Here is a 17,683-nt window from a genome sequence, read left to right on the forward strand (position 1 = left end):
AGCGGCGGCCGGCATAGGGTTGGGGGGTGGACTTGGACGTGTTCGTGGCGGGTCATCGCGCGGAATGGGATCGGCTCGGCGAACTGACCGCGCGAAGCCGGTCGCTGCGCGGCGCCGAAGCCGACGAGCTGGTCACCCTGTACCAGCGCGCCGCGACCCACCTGTCGATCGCCCGGTCGTCTGCACCCGATCCTGCGCTGCTGGCCAGGCTGTCCGCGCTGGTGGCCGGCGCGCGATCCGCGGTCACCGGCACGCACAGCCCGGCCTGGCGCGAGGCCGGGTTGTTCTTCTCCCGCCGCTTCCCGGCGGCGGTGTACCGGACTTGGCGCTGGTGGGTGCCGTCGGCGGTGGTCACGCTGCTGGTGAGCGGGCTGCTGTCGGCGTGGATCGCCGGGGACCCCTCGGTGCAGGCGAGCATCGCCGCGCCGGAGCAGATCCGCGCGATGACCGAACCCGGCGGCGGCTACGAGGCGTACTACTCGAGCAACCCGGCGGGTTCGTTCGCCGCGCAGGTGTGGACCAACAACGCCTGGGTCGCGGCGACCTGCCTGTTCCTCGGCGTGCTGTGCTGCCTGCCGGTGGTGTGGGCGCTCTGGCAGAACGCGCTCAACCTGGCGGTCGGCATCGGCCTGATGACCTCGGCCGGCCGCGGCGAGCTGTTCTTCGGCCTGCTGGTGCCGCACGGCCTGCTGGAACTGACCGCGGTGTTCGTCGCCGCGGGCGCCGGGCTCCGGCTTGGCTGGACGGTGATCAGCCCCGGCCGCCGTTCCCGCGCCACCGCGCTGGCGCAGGAGGGCCGGTCGGTGGTCGCGCTCGCGCTGGGCCTTGCCTGCGTGCTGCTGGTGTCCGGGGTGATCGAGGCGTTCGTGACCCCGTCCGGCCTGCCCACCTGGGCCCGGATCGGTATCGGCGTGCTGGCCGAGGCCGCCTTCCTCGCGTATGTGTTCGTGCTCGGCCGCCGAGCCGCCCTCCGGGGCGAGACCGGCGACCTGGACGACCGCCTCTCCGGCGACCTCCGCCCCGAAGCCGGCTGATCCGTTCAGGTGACCATCATGCACGGACCCGACTAAGCCTCCAGATTGTCACCCTCCGCCGATACCTTGCTACAGAGGGAGACAACAGGAGGAGTCGTGAACCAACGAAAACTCACCCGCCTCGCCGGGACGTGCGACGACGAAGATCGGTGCGCGACCGTGTTCGCCACGGATCGTGGCACGGTCGCGGTGCAAGGCGATCTGTTCGACGGAATGCAGGTATCACCTGGTGAGGCCATGGTGGAGATACCGAAGGAACTACTGCTGGAGGCGGCCCGTGCTGCAAGTTGACGGATCCCACGAGATCGGCGGCAACTGGATCTCGTCACCGGACTACATGGACCGGATGAGCAACTTCAAGCGCTCGTCCTTCCGGTTCCAAACACTCCAGGTTTACGGAATTCCCCATGAACAGGAGTCCTTCCGGGAGTTCCTGAAGACCGGGGTCCGGCACGTCGACCCGAACGATCCCCGCCTGGTCCGGATGAGGAACAAGAGGACCGGCGGCCGCATAACCGGGCGGGTACAGGTTGTGCATCAACCCATCTCCGACTACCTGCGCCACACGTTCGGGTTCTTCCATGTCAGTGCCGAGCAGGGCGAGAATCTGGGCATCCTGGACACTTCGACGACCTCGGCCGGAGATCTGCCGGACTACGATTTCGTGCTGCTGGACGACGAGACCGTGATCAAGCTGCACTACTCGGACGAGGACGGCAGTGTGGTCGGCCGGGAACTGCTCCCCGAAGCCGACATCGCGCAATACCAGCGATATCGCGACTACGCAACAGAAAACTCGGTGCCATTCCTGGAGTACGAAAGGTCGATGCCCACCTGATTCCCGACCCCGCCGACCTCGGCCAGGGCCGCGAGGACCTGGCCGAGGTGCTGCGCGCCCTGCGCAAGGCGGCCGAGCTTTCCGGCGAGCGCTTGGCGGCCAAGGCGCACATGAGCCAGGGCAAGATCTCCCGGATCGAGACCGGCAAGATCCTGCCCACAGTTACTGACGTGCAACGAATTCTGCGTGCACTGGAGGTACCTCCAGATCGCGCGGCGGAGCTGCTCAAACTGGCCCGTGCGGCGAATATCGACTTCGTCAGCCGGAGACGAGCCCGACAGCTCGGGCCTCGCAGCTACCAACGAAGCCTCGCCGCCATGGTGGCCCAGTCCGACCAGGTGTGCTGTGTATTCCCGGCAATGCTCCCAGGCTTCCTGCAAACTCGGGCGTACGCGCGCGGCAATATCTATAACCCCCTCAGCAAGTACTCGACAGCGCGCCGGGAAGAGTTGATCGAAGCCAAACTGAGCCAGCACGAACTGCTGCGCCAGGGCACCAGATTCCTCCTGCTCTGCACTGAGGCGGCGGTGCGCTTTCCCGTGGTCGGCCACGGGGACATGGCCGAGCAGGTCGAGTACTTGATCTCCACGAGCAAGCTGCCGCAGATTAGATTCGCGATCATCCCGGCTGGCACCCGGATGCCCAAACCGGCACTGAACACCTTCATCGTCTACGACAACCGCACGGTGGAAATGGAGACACACGCCGGGGCGATCAATATGCGGGACCCCACCCAAGTCGAGGAGCATCTCGAACTCTTCGAGTACTTCTGGTCTCACGCGGTCGAAGGCGACGAAGCTCGCGCGCTGCTGCGCAGCATCGCGGACGACTTCCGGCGGCAGGCTACAACCGGCCGGCGGCCTTCATAGCCAGGTAGCGATCCACCAGTGCGGGCGGCAGGTCGTCCGGGAGCGCGTCCACCACCTCCACGCCGGACCGGCCGAGCAGGGCGGTGACGTGCCGGCGTTCGGCGAGGGTGCGTTCGGCCGCGGCCGCGTCGTAGACGGCTTCCGCGTCCCCGCGGCCACCCGCCATTTCCGCTACCCGCGGGTCGGCCACCGCGGCGAGCAGCAGCCGGTGCCGCGCGGTGAGCGTCGGCAGCACGGGCAGCAGTCCCTCCTGCACCGGCGCCGCGTCCAGCCCGGTCAGCAGCACCACCAGCGACCGGCGACGGGTTCGCCGCAGCACCTCGGCGACCATGCCGCGCGCGTCGGTCTCCACCAGGCTCGGTTCCAGCGGCGCCATCGCGTGCACGAACGCGGACGCCTCGCCGGTCACGCTCGCGCGCACCTGCCGGTCGTAGGCGATCAGATCGACCCGGTCTCCCGCGCGCGAAGCCACTACGGCCAGCAGCAGCGCGGCCTCCATCGCCGCATCCAGCCGCGGCGAATTTCCTACCCGCCCGGCCGAAGTCCGGCCGGTGTCCAGCACCAGCACCAGGTGCCGGTCCCGTTCCGGCCGCCAGGTGCGCACCATTACGTCCGCGGCCCGCGCGCTCGCCCGCCAATCGATGGACCGCACATCGTCGCCGATCACGTATTCGCGCAGCGAGTCGAACTCGGTGCCCTGCCCGCGGGTCAGCGCGGCCTGGCGCCCGTCCAGTTCCCGCAGCCTGGCCAGCCGGGACGGCAGGTGCTTGCGGCTGTGGAACGGGGGCAGCACCCGCACCGCCCACGGCACCTCGTGCGAGCCCTGCCGCGCGGCCAGTCCGAGCGGCCCGAGCGCACGCACGGTCACCCGGTGCGCGTGCCGGTCGCCGCGCCGGGACGGGCGCAGCGTGGTGACCACCCGGCGCGACTCGCCGGCCGGGACGGTGATCCGGTGCCGGTCCGACTCCGCGCCGGCGCTCGGCGGCCAGGCGTCCCGGAGCAGGCCGTGCACCCGCCGCCGCCCGGGGTTGCGCACCCTCAGCGTCACCTCGATCGGCTCGCCGAGCCTGGCCGACGCGGCACTGGACCGCTCGAAGGACAGCGGCCGCACCGCGCCCGCGAGCAGCAGGTCGGCCAGCACCCCGAGCAGCAGCACCACGGCCATCACCAGCACGCCGGTCCAGGACGGCAGCACCAGCCCGACCAGCACCACGCCCAGCAGCGCGAGCAGCGCGGCCCGCCCGGTGAGTGCCATGGTCAGTACTCCCTCAACGCGGCACCGGCACGGTCGCCAGCACCCGCTCCAGCACCCCGTCGGTGGTGGCGCCTTCGAGCTCGGCTTCCGGCCGGAGGTCCAGCCGGTGCCGCAGGGCCGGCCTGGCCAGCGCCTTGACGTCGTCCGGAGTCGCGTAGTCCCGCCCAGCGAGCCACGCCCACGCCCTGGTCGCGGCCAGCAGCGCGGTGGCGCCGCGCGGGGAGACCCCGAGCCGAACCGAAGGCAGCGAGCGGGTGGCCCGGCAGATGTCCACCACGTAGCCGATCACCTCGGGCCCGACGGTGACCCCGGCGACCGCGGCCCGGCCGGCCGCGAGATGTTCCGGCCCGGCGGCCGGGCGCACCCCGGCCGCGACCAGGTCACGCGGGTCGAAACCCTGCGCGTGCCGGACCAGGATGCCGATCTCGTCCTCCCGTGAAGGCGCCGGCACGGTCAGCTTGAGCAGGAACCGGTCCAGCTGCGCCTCCGGCAACGGGTAGGTGCCCTCGTACTCCACCGGGTTCTGGGTGGCGATCACGATGAACGGGTCCGGCAGCGGCCGCGACCGGCCGTCCAGCGACACCTGGCGTTCCTCCATCGCCTCCAGCAGGGAGGACTGCGTTTTCGGCGGGGTCCGGTTGATCTCGTCCGCGAGCAGCAGGTTGGTGAACACCGGCCCCTCGCGGAAGGAGAACTCGCCGCTGTGCGCGTCGTAGACGATCGAGCCGGTAACGTCGCCGGGCATCAGGTCCGGGGTGAACTGCACGCGCGCGGTGTCCAGCTCCAGCGCCGTCGCCAGCGCCCGCACCAGCAGCGTCTTCGCCACTCCCGGCACACCTTCGACGAGCACGTGCCCGCGGCAGAGCAGCGCGATGATCAGCCCGGTGACCGCGGCGTCGTTGCCGACCACGGCCTTGCCGACCTCGCCGCGCAACGCGATCAGCGCGTCCCGCGCCTGCGTCGCGCTGACCGGGGTTCGCTGGGTACTGGTCAAGATCTCCCCACTTCGTTCTCGAGTTCGTCCAGTGCGTCGGCCAACCGGACCAACGCCGCCTGGTCGGCGGGCGCCGGGCCGTACAGCAGCTCCCCGGTCGCCGCGTGGCCATGTCCGGTGCGTGCGGCCACCGCGTCCACCACGGCCGCCGGTTCGGCGCCGGCCCCGAGGCCGAGCGACGGCAGCAGCCGGTCGATGGTGGCCTGGCGCAGCACCTGGGCGGCATGGTCGACGGCCCCGGACCGACGATAGAGCCGTGCCCTGCCTTCGGTCGTCTCGGCGGCCCGCACCACCACCGGCAGCGGTTCGGCGACGACCGGCCCCAGCCTCCGCGCCCGCCACAACGCCAGCACCAGCACCGCGACCAGCAGCTGGATCGCGCCGAAGATCCAGCCCCGCGGCAGCAGCTCGGTCAACGGCCGCTGCGCCCTGCTCAACTCCGGATCCGACGGCGACGGCAGGTACCAGACGAGGTCGGCCTGCGCACCGAGCAGCCGCATCGCCAGCGCGGCGGTGCCCTGAGCGGCGAGCTGCTCGTTGGTCAGCGGCGCGCCGGACCCGAGCACCGTGACGTCCGTGCCCAGCTTGGCCAGCGTGCCGTCGTAGCAGGTCACCGGCGCCTGGTAGCGCATGCCGCCGAGCACCGCGTCCCCGGCCGCGGCCGCCACCGGGTCGGCGCAGCCGGGCGGCCTGGCCTGCACCGGCACCGGGCTGGTCGCGCGCAGTCCGGGCAGCAGCCCGTCCAGCACCCGTTGGGAAGGCTCGACCAGCACCGCGCTCCCGGCCCGGTTCCGCAGCCCGGCCAGCCGCCCCGGCTCGACCAGGTCCGGCGCGGTGACCAGCAGGGTGACCCGCTCACCGGTGGCTTTCTCGGCTTCGGCCATGGTGCGCACGGTCTGCACCCGCACGCCCTGTTCGGCGAGCAGGGTAGCCAGCGCGTGCGCGCCGTTGGGTTCGTAGGAGGTGGGTTCGAGGTCGCCGCTGGCCCGTTCGCCGCTGAGCAGCACCGTGGCCACCGCGGTGGCCACCAGCAGCAGCACGATCGCGACCGGCACCCTGGCGGCACGCCAGATCCGGCGGGCGTCCGGCGAGACGGAAACACTCCCAGTGCTCACAGTGCTCACAGCGCCGCCATGACCGGCCGTGCTGCCTGGCTGCGCTCGTCCAGCGCGACCAGCCGGTGGTAGTCCGCTTCGGCCGCCGGATGGCCGCCGTAGTACACCTCGTCGAACCTGGCGGCGGCCGCGGCGAGCTCGTCCCGGCACTCGGGCAACCGGGCGCCGGCCTCGGTCGCGGCCTCGTCGGCGGTGCGCCCGGACCGCTCGTCCAGCACGTCACGCTCCTCCAGGCCACGCACCAGCGCCCGGAACCGTTCCCGCACCGCGACGTCGAGCTCCCCGCGCGCAAACGCTTCCGCCGAGGCCAGCCGGTGCTCGGCGGCGGAGCTGGACCGGCCGGTGAAAACCTGGCCCGCGCTCCTGCCGCGACGGCCGGGACTGCCCACCCGCAACCGGATCACCACCACGATCAGCACGATCAGCACCAGGATCACCAGCAGGCCGAGCAGCCCGCCCGGCGCCACATCGGACACCGCGCGCAGCAGTTCGGCAATCCGGTCGCCGGCCCAGCGCAGGAGCCGGTCCAGCAGCGACGGCTCGGCCGCCTGGTACTCCGCCCTGGCCAGCTCGCGCTCGGCCGCGGCGCGGGCGTCGTCCCGGCCGATGTCGACCGGGATCTCCACCTGCCGGATCGTCACTGCGGCGCGGAACCCGCCGCACGCGCCAGTTCGATGTCCATGCCCTCCCGGCGCATCCGCTGGTCGATGTAGAGCAGTGCGGTGACCCCGGCGCTGAACGGCGCGGTGATGGTGGTCGCGATCAGCCCGCCGAGGGAGGTCAGCAGCAGGTCCGACGCGGTGGGCACGGTGACCGTGCCGGAGAAGATGCCGGTGAAGGCGCCGCTCGCGGCCCCGAACGGCAGCGCGATCAGCTCCGAGATGACCACGTTGATCACCAGCGCCAGCAGCAGGATGCCGAACACCCGCCACCAGGAACCCTTGACCAGCAGCTGGGACCGCGACAGCGCCTGGCTGATCCGGCCGCGTTCGAGCACCAGCGCGGTGCTGGCCAGGCTGTAGCGCACGTACAGCCACACCGCCGCCACCAGGCCGGCGAGCAGCAACGGCACCCCCACCCCGCTCGCGTAGACCGCGGCGAACCCGCCCACCACCGGCAGCGCCGCGACGATCAGCGTGTAGAGCAGGGTGAGGCCGAGCAGCGGCAGCAGCCGCGGGCCCGCCTCGGCGAACGCGCCGCCGAAGCTGACCGGCCTGCCCAGCACCGCCTTACCGATCACCACGGTGAGGAAACCGGTCAGGAAGGTGGTGGTGAGCATGGTGATCAGCAGGCCGATGCCGCTGATCATCAGCGAGTTGCCGAGCAGCGGCAGCACCTCGTCGAGCTGCTGCTGCGGATCCGAGGTCCGCTGCAGGCTTTCCGTCGCCCGCCGCAGGTCGTCCAGGCTGAACAGGTTGAGCAGATAGCCCAGCGCGGTGTTGACCACCGCAACCAGTGCGGACACCCCGAGCACCAGCGCCGGGTAGCGACGCATGGTGGTGATCGCGCCGTCCAGGATCTCGCCGAGGGTCAGCGGCCGCAGCGGGATGACCCCCGGCTTTCCGTAGCCGCCCTGGTTCACCCAGGCCGGCTGGTTCCACTGCTGCTGCGGCGGGGGCGGCGGCATCGGCGGGGGTGGCTGTGGCGGATCTGGCTGCTGGAACTGCCCGGCGTCAGGACCGCCCGGCGGCGCGTGCGGCTGGTCCTGCGGACGCGCCTGGTCCGGCGTCGACGACTGGTCACCCGGTCCTGGGGCGCCGGGCCGGTCGGGGTCGGGCGTCGGCCCGCCACCCGTTTCACTCATCGAAGTCTCCAGTGTCGATCGGGTGCGGGTGTCCCGCAAGATTCTGAGGCAAGAGTCGGACCAGTACATTTCGGGAAGCGTGCACACTCTCGCAGAGCTTCCGGCCTCACCGCCACCGACTCACGGCGTGCTGGACCTGGTTGTGACCCTCGGCGAACACAGCGGGCTGTCGGTCCCCCTCGTTATGCTTTGCAGACCATGAGCCAACAGCCCTCTGGCCCGCTGCCGCCGCCGGCACCAGGGCCGACGCGGCCGCGGTCCAAGGCGTCCAGGCAGGTCATCGCGCTCAGCCTGGGTCTGGCCGCGGTGGTGCTGGCTGGGCTGGTGGTGTACGTCGCGGTGACCAAAGGCAAGCAGAGCGCGGACACGGTCGCCCAGAACCCGCCGTCCACCACCGCGCCGGCCTCGCATCCCGGCGCGGGCAACGGCGCGCCGGCCGCCTCCGGCAGCGCCACCGGGCAGCAGAAGATCCTCCGGCTCGCCGACCACCCGATCCTGTCCGATCCGGAAGCGGGATTGAAGAACCTGAGCTGCGTGCTGCCGACCTGGCGGAACGACCAGGCGGCGGCCGAGGAGTTCTTCACCGCCGCCGGCCACTGCCTGGACGCGGCGTGGGGGCCGTTCCTGCTGCACTACCGGCTGCCGTTCGTCCCACCCGCGCTGCACTTCCCCACCGGCACCAGCTTCCAGACCGACTGCGGCTCGATCAAGGTGGGCATCGCGACCGCGGCCTACTACTGCGAGAACAACCTTTACGTGCCCTTCCGCGGGTTGCAGACCGACCAGTACGGCAACAACCCCGGGGTCTACCTGGCGCTGTTCGCGCACGAGTACGGCCACCACGTGCAGGAGGTCGCCGGGCTGATGGACGCTGCCTGGGAGCGGATCTACGCGGCCGGCCAGAGCAGCGAGGCCGGCCAGGAAATGGCCAGGCGCAAGGAACTGCAGGCGCAGTGCTTCTCCGGCATGTTCCTCGGCGCGCATGTGGACCGCGGCGGCAGCGTCACCAGGGAGATGTACGAGAAGGCGTGGAAGGACCAGGAGACCAGGGGCGACAACACCTCGGGCAGCCACGACCACGGCACCAACGCGCACTACGCGTCCTGGTGGCGCACCGGCGCGGAGGACAACCGCATCGCCGAGTGCAACACCTTCAGCGCCCCCGCCACCGAGGTCTCCTGACCGGCCGGTTCAGGCGAGGGCGCGGCTGCGCCGGTTGCGAGGGCCGCGGGCGACCAGGAACGCGTAGCTGCCGCCGCCGACGCAGCTGAGCGCGACCAGCACCAGGCCGACCGGGCGGCGCAGGTCGTTGCGGCCCTCCACCACGCCGGCCGGTTTGACGTCGATCAGGCCGGTGCCGACGTCGGCCGGCACCACCACCTTCACCCGCTGCTCACGGTCGTGCCCGCAGGCGGTCAGCGTGCCGTTGCGGGTCTTGCCGGCCAGCTCGAACTGCACGGTCTCCTTGGCGTCCGGGCTGGCGCACTCCATGCCCAGCGTCACCCTGGCTTCGACCACGGTGCCCTGCTCCGCCTCGGCCGTGCCGAACAGGCCGGGCCCGAGGTACCAGGCCACAGCCACGATCGCGATCCCCACCGCGGCCGCCACCGCCAGCGTGTTCCAGCGCAGCGTTCCGTGCGGCACTGGCGTTTCCGATCTCGGGGGCACGGGTCAATGGTTCCAGATGCCCCGGGCAAAACCCAGGTGCGCCCGGCGGCACCGCTCAGCTCTCGATCTGCTCCGACTGGGTGACCTTGCGGATGTAGAGCAGCCGGTCGCCCGGCTCGATCGCGTCGGCCTGCGGCGAGTCCACCCGGTACAGCGTGCCGTCCCGGACCACGCCGAGCACGATGTCCGACAAGTGCCGCGGCGAGCCGCCCTCCTCGGACTGCTCGACCAGCCGTTCGGCGATGGCCAGCCCGGACTCGGGGGTGAGCAGGTCCTCGACCATGTCCACCACCGACGGGGTGGAGGTGGCCATGCCGAGCAGCCGCCCGGCGGTCTCGCTGGAGATGACCACCTGGCTCGCGCCGGACTGTTTGAGCAGGTGCACGTTCTCCGCCTCGCGCACGGACACCACGATGTGGGCCTTCGGCGCCAGCTCCCGCGCGGTCAGCGTGACCAGCACCGCGGAGTCGTCCCGGTTGGGCGCGACCACCACCGCGCGGGCCCGCTGCACCCCGGCCACCCGGAGCACGTCCGACCTGGTGGCCGAGCCGTGCACGGTGACGAGGCCGAGCGCGCCGGCAGCATCCAGCGCCTGCTGGTCGGTGTCCACCACGACGATGTGGTTCGGTTCGATCTCCTCGTCGCCGAGCAGCGTCTTCACCGCGGCCCGGCCCTTCGTGCCGAACCCGACGACCACCACGTGGTCTCGCACCTTGTGCCTCCACTTCTGGATCCGGAAAGCCTGCCTCGACCGCTCGGTGAGGACTTCGAGTGTGGTACCGACCAGCACGATCAGGAACAGCACCCGCAGCGGGGTGATGATCACGACGTTCACCAGCCGCGCGGTCGCGGTCGCCGGCGCGATGTCCCCGTAACCCGTGGTGGACAACGAAACCGTCGCGTAGTAGAGGCTGTCCAAAAACGACAGCCCGTCCCCGTTGGCGTCGCGGTAGCCGTCCCGGTCCAGGTACACGATCAGCACGGTGGCCAGCAGCGCCAGCCCGGCCCCGATCACCCGGCGGGAGATCGCCCGCATCGGGCTGACCGTGGTCTCCGGCATCTTGATCACGCCGACCAGGGTGTGGTCGGGCTGATCGGCCAGCTGGTCACCGAGCGGGATCCGCTTGATCCTCTTGATCATGCTTCGGCTCCCGGAAGAGGGTGCGCGGGATCACTCACGCGACGAAGCGTAGACGACCCGGCGGCGAATGTGCCCAATGCCGGGGGTCAGTCCTGGGGAACGCTGCGGAGCAGGTCGCGGAGGCCGTCCGCGTCGAGCAGGTCCTCCGGCCAGACGGTGCGGTCGTCGCGCACGTAGTGGAACGCCGCGCGCACCCGTTCCAGCGGCACGCCCTGCAACTCTGCCCAGGCCAGCCGGTACGCGGTGAGCTGCACGGCCAGCGGGCGCAGCTTGTCCGGGTCCGGCACCGCGCCGGTCTTCCAGTCCACCACCGTCCAGCCGCCGTCCGGTTCGGCGAACACCGCGTCCATCCGGCCGCGCACGGTCACTCCGTCCACATCGGTCGAGAACGGCACCTCAACCTCGTGCGGCATCCGGTTGGCCCAAGCGCTGTTCTCGAACGCCTCCTGCAGGGCGACCAGCTCGTCGTCGCTGACCGCGCCGGTGTCCGCGGCGCCGGGCAGGTCGTCGATCTCCAGCAGCCGCTCCCCGCCGAACCGGCGCTCCAGCCAGCCGTGGAAAGCGGTGCCGCGCCGGGCGAAAGTGTTGGGCGGCATGGGAAGCGGCCGCCGCAGCCGGCGGGCGAGGCCGGCAGGGTCGGCGGCAAGCTCGACCAACTGGCTCACCGAGAGATGGTCCGGCAGCAGCACCTCGTGACCGGCACCGGCCGCCTTGGCCCGTTCGGCGAGCAGCACGTCGGTGTCCGCGATCCAACCGTCTGGATCCTCCTCTTCGGCCGGTTCCTCCGGCTCCGCCGCGAAGTCCAGTTCGAGCTGCGGGTCGGGCGGCGGTTCGGCCGCCAGTTCGAGCGCGCCCATGGTCAGCCCGATGCCCTCGGTGACCGCGGTGCGCCGCCTGCCCAGCGGGTCGAACGGCCACTGCGCCCGGCGGGCGTCGGTGACCAGCGGGTTCTCCTCGTCCCCATGCGGTTCGGCGGCCCAGGTGTGCACCCGGCCGAGTTGCTCCTCCCCTGCCAGCAGCTCCCCGATCTCGGTGAGGAAAGTGCTGGGGCCCTTGGGTTTCGCACTGCTCTCGTTCCACCAGTGCCCGGACACCACGAGCGCGCTCTCGGACCGGGTCAGCGCCACGTAGCAGAGCCGGCGCTCCTCGTCGGCCTCGCGTTCGGCGAAGCCCTCTTCGTGCAGCTCGAGCGCCTCCAGGATCTCCTTGCGGTCGTAGCCCGCGGCCACCCGCAGCTTCGGCAGGTCCTGCGCGTCCCCGCGCAGCGACGCCGGCAGCGCAGTCACCGTGCGCAGCCAGGACGAGGACCGGCGTTTGCTCGGGAAGACGTCCTGCACCAGGTGCGGGATCGCGACCACCCGCCACTCCAACCCCTTCGCCGAGTGCACGGTCAGCACCTGCACCCGGTCCGCGGCCACCTCGACCTCGCCGGGGGTGAGCCCGTCCTCCGCGTGCGAAGCGGTGGCGAGATAGTCCACAAAGGACATCAGCGTCGCGGTGGGCGAGGTCTCCGCGAAGTCGGTGACCACGTCGGCGAAGGCGTCCAGGTGCGCCCGGCCCGCACTGCCCGGCCTGGCCAGCGACTCCACGTCCAGCAGCAGGGTCCGTTCCACGTCGGCGACCAGCTCGGGCAGCGACTGGTCCAGCCGGCGGCGCAGCATGGACAGCTCGGCGCCGATCCGGCGGATCCGGCGGTAGCCCGCGTCGGAGTAGCCGTAACGCTCCTGGTCACCGGGATCGTCGAGGGCGTCCACCAGCCCGGTCTGCTCGGCGCGTTCGGTGAACAGCAGCGGATCGGCGGTCTCGCCGGTGGCCTCCGCGGGCGGGCCGGAAAGGTCTTTCGCGCGCCGCCACAACGCGGCGAGATCGGCCGCCGCCAGCCGCCACCTCGCCCCGGTGAGCAGCCTGGCCGCGGCGGTCCCGGCCAGCGGATCGGCCAGCACCCGCAGCGTGCTGACCAGGTCGGCCACCTCGGGCTCGTCCAGCAGGCCACCGAGGCCGACCACCTCCACCGGCAGGCCGCGGGCGCGCAGCTCGGCCGCGACCGGGGCCATGTCGGCCCGCCGCCGGACCAGCACCGCCGCGGTCGGCGGACTGCCGCCGGCGTCCAGCTCGGCATACCAGCGCTCAGCCACCGCATCCGCCACCCAGGCGCGTTCGGCCCGCACGTCCGGCAGCAGCCCGGCGACGATGTCCGCCGGGCCGGCGCCTTCCCTGGCGCGCAGCCGCTCCACCCCGAGCCCACCGGCGCGCAGCGGCTCCGCGGTGGCGTTGGCGAGCGCGAGCACCTCCGGCGGGTTGCGGAAACTGGTGAGCAGCCCGAACTCCCGCGCCGGGCCCAGCTTTTTCCCTTCCAGCCGCGGGAAGTCCGTGGTGAACCGGGGCAGGTTCGCCGCGCTGGCACCACGCCAGCCGTAGATCGCCTGTGCCGGGTCGCCGACCGCGGTGACCGGCAGGGGCGGGTTCTCCACCCCGCCGTACAACGCGCGCAGCAGCACCCGCTGGGCGTGCCCGGTGTCCTGGTACTCGTCCAGCAGCACCGCGCCGTAGCGGGCCCGTTCCCCGGCCACCACCTCCGGGTGATCACCGGCGAGCTGCGCGGCCAGCGCCATCTGGTCGGCGAAGTCCAGCGCCCCTTCGGCCCGCTTGCGCTGCTGGTAGCCGTCGATCAGCGGCAGCAGCTCCAGCCGGAACCGTTGCGCGGCAACGATGTCGACCAGCTTCTGGGGCAGCGACGCCCGCTGTCCCTTCGCCCGCGGCGCGTTCTCGATCAGCTCGCAGAACTGCCGCGTGTAGTCGTCGAGGTCGGCGAGATCGACCATGTGCTCGCCGAGCTCACCGGCCAGCTGGAGCACCTGCGCGGTGACCGAGGCCGGCACCCGGTCGGTCTCCAGGTCTTTGTCCCATGTGGACACCACCCGGTGCGCGAGCTGCCAGGACGAGGTCTCCGAAAGCAGCCGCACCCCCGGCTGCACCGGCAGCCGCAGCCCGTGCTCGGCGAGCAGCCTGCCGGCGTACGCGTGGTAGGTCAGCACGGTCGGTTCTTCGGCCAGCACCATGGCGCGGCGCTGCCCACCGGGGTCGATCCGGTCCAGCAGCCCGGACCCGGCCAGCCGGCGCAGCCTGGCCCTGACCCGTTCGGCCAGCTGCCTTGCCGCCTTGCGGGTGAAGGTCAGCCCCAGCACCCGCTCCGGGGTGACGATCCCGTTGGCCACCAGCCAGACCACCCTGGCCGCCATGGTCTCGGTCTTGCCGGCCCCGGCACCGGCCACCACCAGCGCCGGCTCGACCGGCGCGGCGATCACCAGCGCCTGCTCCGCGGTCGGCGGGTGCAGCCCCAGCGCCTCGGCGACCTCCTCCGGCGACACCAGCGCCGGGGTCACGAGTCGGTCACCTGCCGGCCTTCGGGCCGCAGCGGGCAGGAACCCCTTGCCGGGCAACGATCGCAGTCGGAGTTCTCGTTGGCGTCGTACTCCGGACCGGCGGCCGAGGTGGCGACCTTGTGCACCAGCTCCAGCCACTGCTTCCCGGCCTCTGCGTCCAACGGCTGCTGCTCGCGCTGGCTTGCACCGGTCTTGACGTTCGACTTGGCGACGTACACCAGTTTCGCGCCGCCCGGCTCCTTCCCGCTTTCGAAAGCACCCAGCAGCACGGCGAGCTGGTACGCGGCCAGCTGCGGGTGCAGCTCGGCGTCGGCCGCGGTGATCGGCACCTTGCTGGTCTTGATGTCGATGATCACCGGGCGGCCGTGCTCGTCGGCCTCCACCCGGTCGATCCGGCCGCGCAGCCGCACCCGCAGCTCGTTCTCCCCGGACGGCAGCTCGACCTCGATGTCCTGCTCCACCCCCAGCTCGGTGAGCTGCGAACGGCTCTGCTGCAGCCAGGTGACGAAGTTGCGGACCATCTGCTCGACCCGGCGGCGCTCGCGGCGGGAGTACCACGGCGCGCCCGCGTCCACCCGCGCCCACGCTTCGTCCAGCGCCTTGCGGAGCTGTTCGTCGTCATGGCCGTCGGCCGCGGCCTGTGCCAGCCCGTGCACCAGGGTGCCGGTGATCGCGGCCAGCTGCGCCGGGTCGCTGCCGCCGTGCCGTTCGATCAGCCAGCGCAGCGGGCACCTGGCCAGAGTGTCCACAGTAGACGGAGAGATCCGTACCACGTCACCGGACGCGTGCAATGGCTCCATTGTGGACTCTTCGAGCACGCCGTACCAGCTGTCCGGATGCGCGCCGGGCACCCCGGCCTCGGCCAGCCTGGCCAGCTGCCTTGCCGCGCGGCTGCGTCGCGCCGGATCGGTGCGCTCGTCGCAGACCGCGCCGCGCAGCTCGCCGACCAGCTCGGCCAGCACCAGCGACCGGCCAGGCGGCTTGATCCGCGCGCCGGCGGTCGACTCGTCCTGCTCCTCCAGATCGTCCAGGAACCGCGACGGCTGCTCGTCGTCCCCGGCCACCGCGCTGACCAGCAGGATGCGCTTCGCCCGGCTGGCCGCGACGTAGAACAGCCGCCGCTCCTCGGCCAGCAGCGGCGCGGTCGCCGACACCGTCTCACCGTCCACTCCGGACAGCAGGTCCACCAGGCGCTCCACCCCGAGCAGCGAACCGCGCAGCCGCAGGTCCGGCCAGCTGCCCTCCTGCACCCCGGCGACCGCCACCACGGACCACTCCCGCCCGGCCGCGCCGTGCGCGGTGAGCAGCGAAACGCCCTCGCCGCGGGCCGCGACCGGGGCCAGGCTGTCCCCGGCGATCTGCTGGGCGGAAAGGTAGTCGGCGAACCCCGCGACACTGGCCTTCGGCAGCCGGTCGACGTAGTTGCCGGCCGCGTGGAACAGCGCCACCACCGCGTCCAGGTCGCGATCCGCCTGTGCGCCAAGGGTTCCGCCCCGGCTGGACAGCCGGGTCAACCGCCGCTCCAGCCCGCTGCCCTGCCACAGCTCCCAGAGCACCTGCTCCACCCCGGTGCCGCGGGAGATCGAACGCCGGGCGGCCGCGATCAGCCCGCCCACCCGGCGGATCGGGGCCGCCTCGGCGTCCGGCAGGCCGACGAGCAGATCGTTGTCCTGCAGCACTTCCAGCAGCAGCTCGTCACTGGAGCGCTGGCCGCCACCGGCCAGCTCCAGCCGGCGCAGGCCGCGCCGCATCCGGCGCAGCGCGAGCGGATCCGCTCCGCCGAGCGGGGACGCGAGCAGCATCTCGGCCACGTCCACGTCCAGCACCGAAGGCGCCGCGGCCACCCGCAACGCGGTCAGCAGCGGGCGCACTCCCGGCTGCTTGGCCAGCGGCAGCTCCTCCACCGCGGCGGCGATCGGCACCCCGGCCGCGCGCAGCGCGCGTTGCAGCACCGGGAACGAACGCCCGGGAGAACGGACCAGCACGGCCATGTCCGACCAGGGCACGCCGTCGATCAGGTGCGCGCGGCGCAGTTGGTCGGCCACCCAGCTCGCCTCCGCGGACGGCGTGGCCATCAACCGGACCCGGACCGCGCCCGGATCGGCTTCCTCGTCGGTGCCGGGGCGGAACGCGCGGTGCTTCGACGCGGCCGGCAGCGTGCCGGCCAGCCTGGTCACCGCCTGGTGCACGGCCGGGCTCAGCCGGTGCGACCTGGTCAGCGTGATGGTGCGTTCCCCGGTCTGGTCCGCTTCCCGGAACTTGCCGGGATCCGCGCCACGGAAGGAGAACACCGACTGGTCCGGGTCACCGGCGAGCACGAAGTCCGCGGCCGCCCCGCCGAGCCGGTTGAGCAGCCGGAACTGCAGCGGGTCCAGGTGCTGCGCGTCGTCCACGAACAGATGCCGGATCCTGGCCTGCTCCCTGGCCAGCAGCTCCGGGTCGGAATCCAGCGCGAGCAGCGCGGTGGCCACCAGCTCGGCCGCGTCCAACGCCTGCGCGCTGGGCACACCGAGCGCGTTGCCGCCGGCGCCCTGCAACAGGGTGACCTCTTCGTACTGCCGCCAGTACACCCCGGCCGCGACCCACTCCGGCCGGTTCTTCCGCTTGCCCAGCTTGATCAGGTCCTCCGGGCCGAGCCCGCGTTCGGCCGCGCGCAGCAGCAGATCCCGCAGCTCCTCGGCGAAACCGGGCACGGCCAGTGCCGGGCGCAGCCGCTCCGGCCAGTAGTCCGCCCCGGACTCCAGGTCACCGGCGAGCAGTTCGCGGACAACCACGTCCTGCTCGGGACCGGACAGCAGGCGCGGCGGCGCCAAGCCCTCTTCGCTCGCCTGCAGCCGCAACAGCGAGAAGGCGTAGGAGTGCACGGTCCGCACCAGCGGTTCGCGGATGGTGCGCCCGGAGTGCTCCTCCTCGGTGGTGAGCTGGTGCGCGATGTCCGCGCGGACCGCGTTCGCGGCGCGCCGGGACGCGGTGAGCACCAGCAGTTTCTCCGGGTCGACGCCCTCGCGGACCCGGTTCGCGGCGGTGCCGGCTAGCAGCGTGGTCTTGCCGGTGCCGGGGCCGCCGAGCACCCGGACGAAACCGGACGGCGCCGCCAGCAGCCGCCTGGCGTCCTCGTCCCAGCGGCGCGGCGGAGCGGGGGGCGCGACGCGGCGAACCAGCCGCGCACCCACCTGCGTTTCCGCCCTGCGCCCGTGCACGGACACGATTGGAACATGCCCGGAGGAGGAGTCCGTGGAGCGGCACGGCAAAGTGGGCATATGGACGACGAGCTGCACGAAAGAGTGCGGGAGGTCATCGCCGGCGTACCGGCCGGCAAGGTCTCCACTTACGGTGACATCGCGGCGATTTCGGGCGCTCCTTCGCCGCGCCTGGTCGGCCGCATCCTGGCCGAGGACGGGCACGATCTGCCCTGGCACCGGATCCTGCGGGCGGACGGCACCCCGGCGCCGCACCTGCTGCACGAGCAACTTGAGCTGCTGCGCACCGAGGGGGTGCTCGCGGACGGGCAGCGGGTGGACATGAAGACCTACCGCTGGCAGACCGAGCCGGACCCGGAGACCGAGGGTGGCCTCTGGTAGC

At 72.1% G+C, this 17,683-nt stretch carries 15 protein-coding genes; 6 read left to right on the plus strand and 9 right to left on the minus strand.

The annotated features are described in order from the left end of the window. Nucleotides 1-26 precede the first annotated feature (26 nt). The 4 genes from AMYNI_RS0110565 (at nucleotide 27) to AMYNI_RS0110575 (ending at nucleotide 2,741) form a co-directional block, all read left to right on the plus strand. The gene (locus AMYNI_RS0110565; RefSeq protein ID WP_020667975.1) at nucleotides 27-1,034 is read left to right on the plus strand and encodes a stage II sporulation protein M; all 1,008 of its coding nucleotides are present in this window, start codon (nucleotides 27-29) and stop codon (nucleotides 1,032-1,034) included. 96 nt (nucleotides 1,035-1,130) lie between these two features. Next, on the plus strand, nucleotides 1,131-1,325 hold the full coding sequence (locus tag AMYNI_RS48110) for a hypothetical protein (RefSeq protein ID WP_084628350.1): 195 nt from the start codon (nucleotides 1,131-1,133) through the stop codon (nucleotides 1,323-1,325). Beyond that, nucleotides 1,312-1,872, plus strand: a complete 561-nt coding sequence (locus AMYNI_RS0110570; protein WP_020667976.1) for a DUF6879 family protein — start codon at nucleotides 1,312-1,314, stop codon at nucleotides 1,870-1,872. Before AMYNI_RS48110 ends, AMYNI_RS0110570 begins: the two co-directional genes overlap by 14 nt. Before the next feature lie 47 nt (nucleotides 1,873-1,919). Beyond that, nucleotides 1,920-2,741, plus strand: coding sequence for a helix-turn-helix domain-containing protein (locus AMYNI_RS0110575; protein WP_020667977.1), 822 nt, complete (start codon nucleotides 1,920-1,922; stop codon nucleotides 2,739-2,741). Here AMYNI_RS0110575 and AMYNI_RS0110580 read toward each other — a convergent pair. From AMYNI_RS0110580 to AMYNI_RS0110600, 5 genes are read right to left on the minus strand one after another with little or no spacing between them, the layout of a single operon-like run. Beyond that, a complete protein-coding gene (locus AMYNI_RS0110580) occupies nucleotides 2,716-3,996 on the minus strand; it encodes a DUF58 domain-containing protein (RefSeq protein ID WP_020667978.1) in 1,281 nt (426 codons plus the stop codon). The genes AMYNI_RS0110575 and AMYNI_RS0110580 overlap by 26 nt on opposite strands. A gap of 13 nt (nucleotides 3,997-4,009) precedes the next feature. Then, nucleotides 4,010-4,990: an AAA family ATPase gene (locus AMYNI_RS0110585; RefSeq protein ID WP_020667979.1), complete on the minus strand. Its 981-nt coding sequence runs from the start codon at nucleotides 4,988-4,990 to the stop codon at nucleotides 4,010-4,012. Next, a complete protein-coding gene (locus AMYNI_RS0110590; protein ID WP_051116299.1) occupies nucleotides 4,987-6,105 on the minus strand; it encodes a DUF4350 domain-containing protein in 1,119 nt (372 codons plus the stop codon). The genes AMYNI_RS0110585 and AMYNI_RS0110590 overlap by 4 nt, the downstream gene beginning before the upstream one ends. A 5-nt stretch (nucleotides 6,106-6,110) precedes the next feature. Further along, nucleotides 6,111-6,731 carry a DUF4129 domain-containing protein gene (locus AMYNI_RS0110595; protein WP_245573912.1) on the minus strand — a complete coding sequence of 207 codons (621 nt, stop codon included), beginning with the start codon at nucleotides 6,729-6,731 and terminating at the stop codon, nucleotides 6,111-6,113. Nucleotides 6,732-6,742: 11 nt separating this feature from the next. After that, nucleotides 6,743-7,909: a DUF7847 domain-containing protein gene (locus tag AMYNI_RS0110600; protein ID WP_026360273.1), complete on the minus strand. Its 1,167-nt coding sequence runs from the start codon at nucleotides 7,907-7,909 to the stop codon at nucleotides 6,743-6,745. A 198-nt stretch (nucleotides 7,910-8,107) separates the two neighbouring features. Here AMYNI_RS0110600 and AMYNI_RS0110605 point away from each other — a divergent pair, with 198 nt between their 5' ends. Beyond that, a complete protein-coding gene (locus AMYNI_RS0110605) occupies nucleotides 8,108-9,091 on the plus strand; it encodes a neutral zinc metallopeptidase (protein ID WP_084628661.1) in 984 nt (327 codons plus the stop codon). A gap of 9 nt (nucleotides 9,092-9,100) precedes the next feature. On the opposite strand, the gene AMYNI_RS0110610 is transcribed toward AMYNI_RS0110605, so the two are convergent. The 4 genes from AMYNI_RS0110610 to AMYNI_RS0110625 all read right to left on the minus strand — a co-directional run bounded on the left by AMYNI_RS0110610 (nucleotide 9,101) and on the right by AMYNI_RS0110625 (nucleotide 17,361). Further along, nucleotides 9,101-9,553, minus strand: a complete 453-nt coding sequence (locus AMYNI_RS0110610; RefSeq protein WP_020667984.1) for a hypothetical protein — start codon at nucleotides 9,551-9,553, stop codon at nucleotides 9,101-9,103. A 79-nt stretch (nucleotides 9,554-9,632) separates the two neighbouring features. Next, nucleotides 9,633-10,718, minus strand: coding sequence for a potassium channel family protein (locus AMYNI_RS0110615; RefSeq protein ID WP_020667985.1), 1,086 nt, complete (start codon nucleotides 10,716-10,718; stop codon nucleotides 9,633-9,635). Between the two features lie 86 nt (nucleotides 10,719-10,804). Further along, nucleotides 10,805-14,101, minus strand: coding sequence for an ATP-dependent helicase (locus AMYNI_RS0110620; protein WP_020667986.1), 3,297 nt, complete (start codon nucleotides 14,099-14,101; stop codon nucleotides 10,805-10,807). Next, the gene (locus AMYNI_RS0110625) at nucleotides 14,098-17,361 is read right to left on the minus strand and encodes an ATP-dependent helicase (RefSeq protein ID WP_084628352.1); all 3,264 of its coding nucleotides are present in this window, start codon (nucleotides 17,359-17,361) and stop codon (nucleotides 14,098-14,100) included. The genes AMYNI_RS0110620 and AMYNI_RS0110625 overlap by 4 nt, the downstream gene beginning before the upstream one ends. Here AMYNI_RS0110625 and AMYNI_RS0110630 point away from each other — a divergent pair, their 5' ends adjacent. Continuing rightward, nucleotides 17,362-17,682: an MGMT family protein gene (locus AMYNI_RS0110630; protein ID WP_020667988.1), complete on the plus strand. Its 321-nt coding sequence runs from the start codon at nucleotides 17,362-17,364 to the stop codon at nucleotides 17,680-17,682. The last annotated feature ends 1 nt before the right edge of the window (nucleotide 17,683 follow it).

This window comes from Amycolatopsis nigrescens CSC17Ta-90 (genome assembly GCF_000384315.1).
GTDB lineage: Bacteria > Actinomycetota > Actinomycetes > Mycobacteriales > Pseudonocardiaceae > Amycolatopsis > Amycolatopsis nigrescens.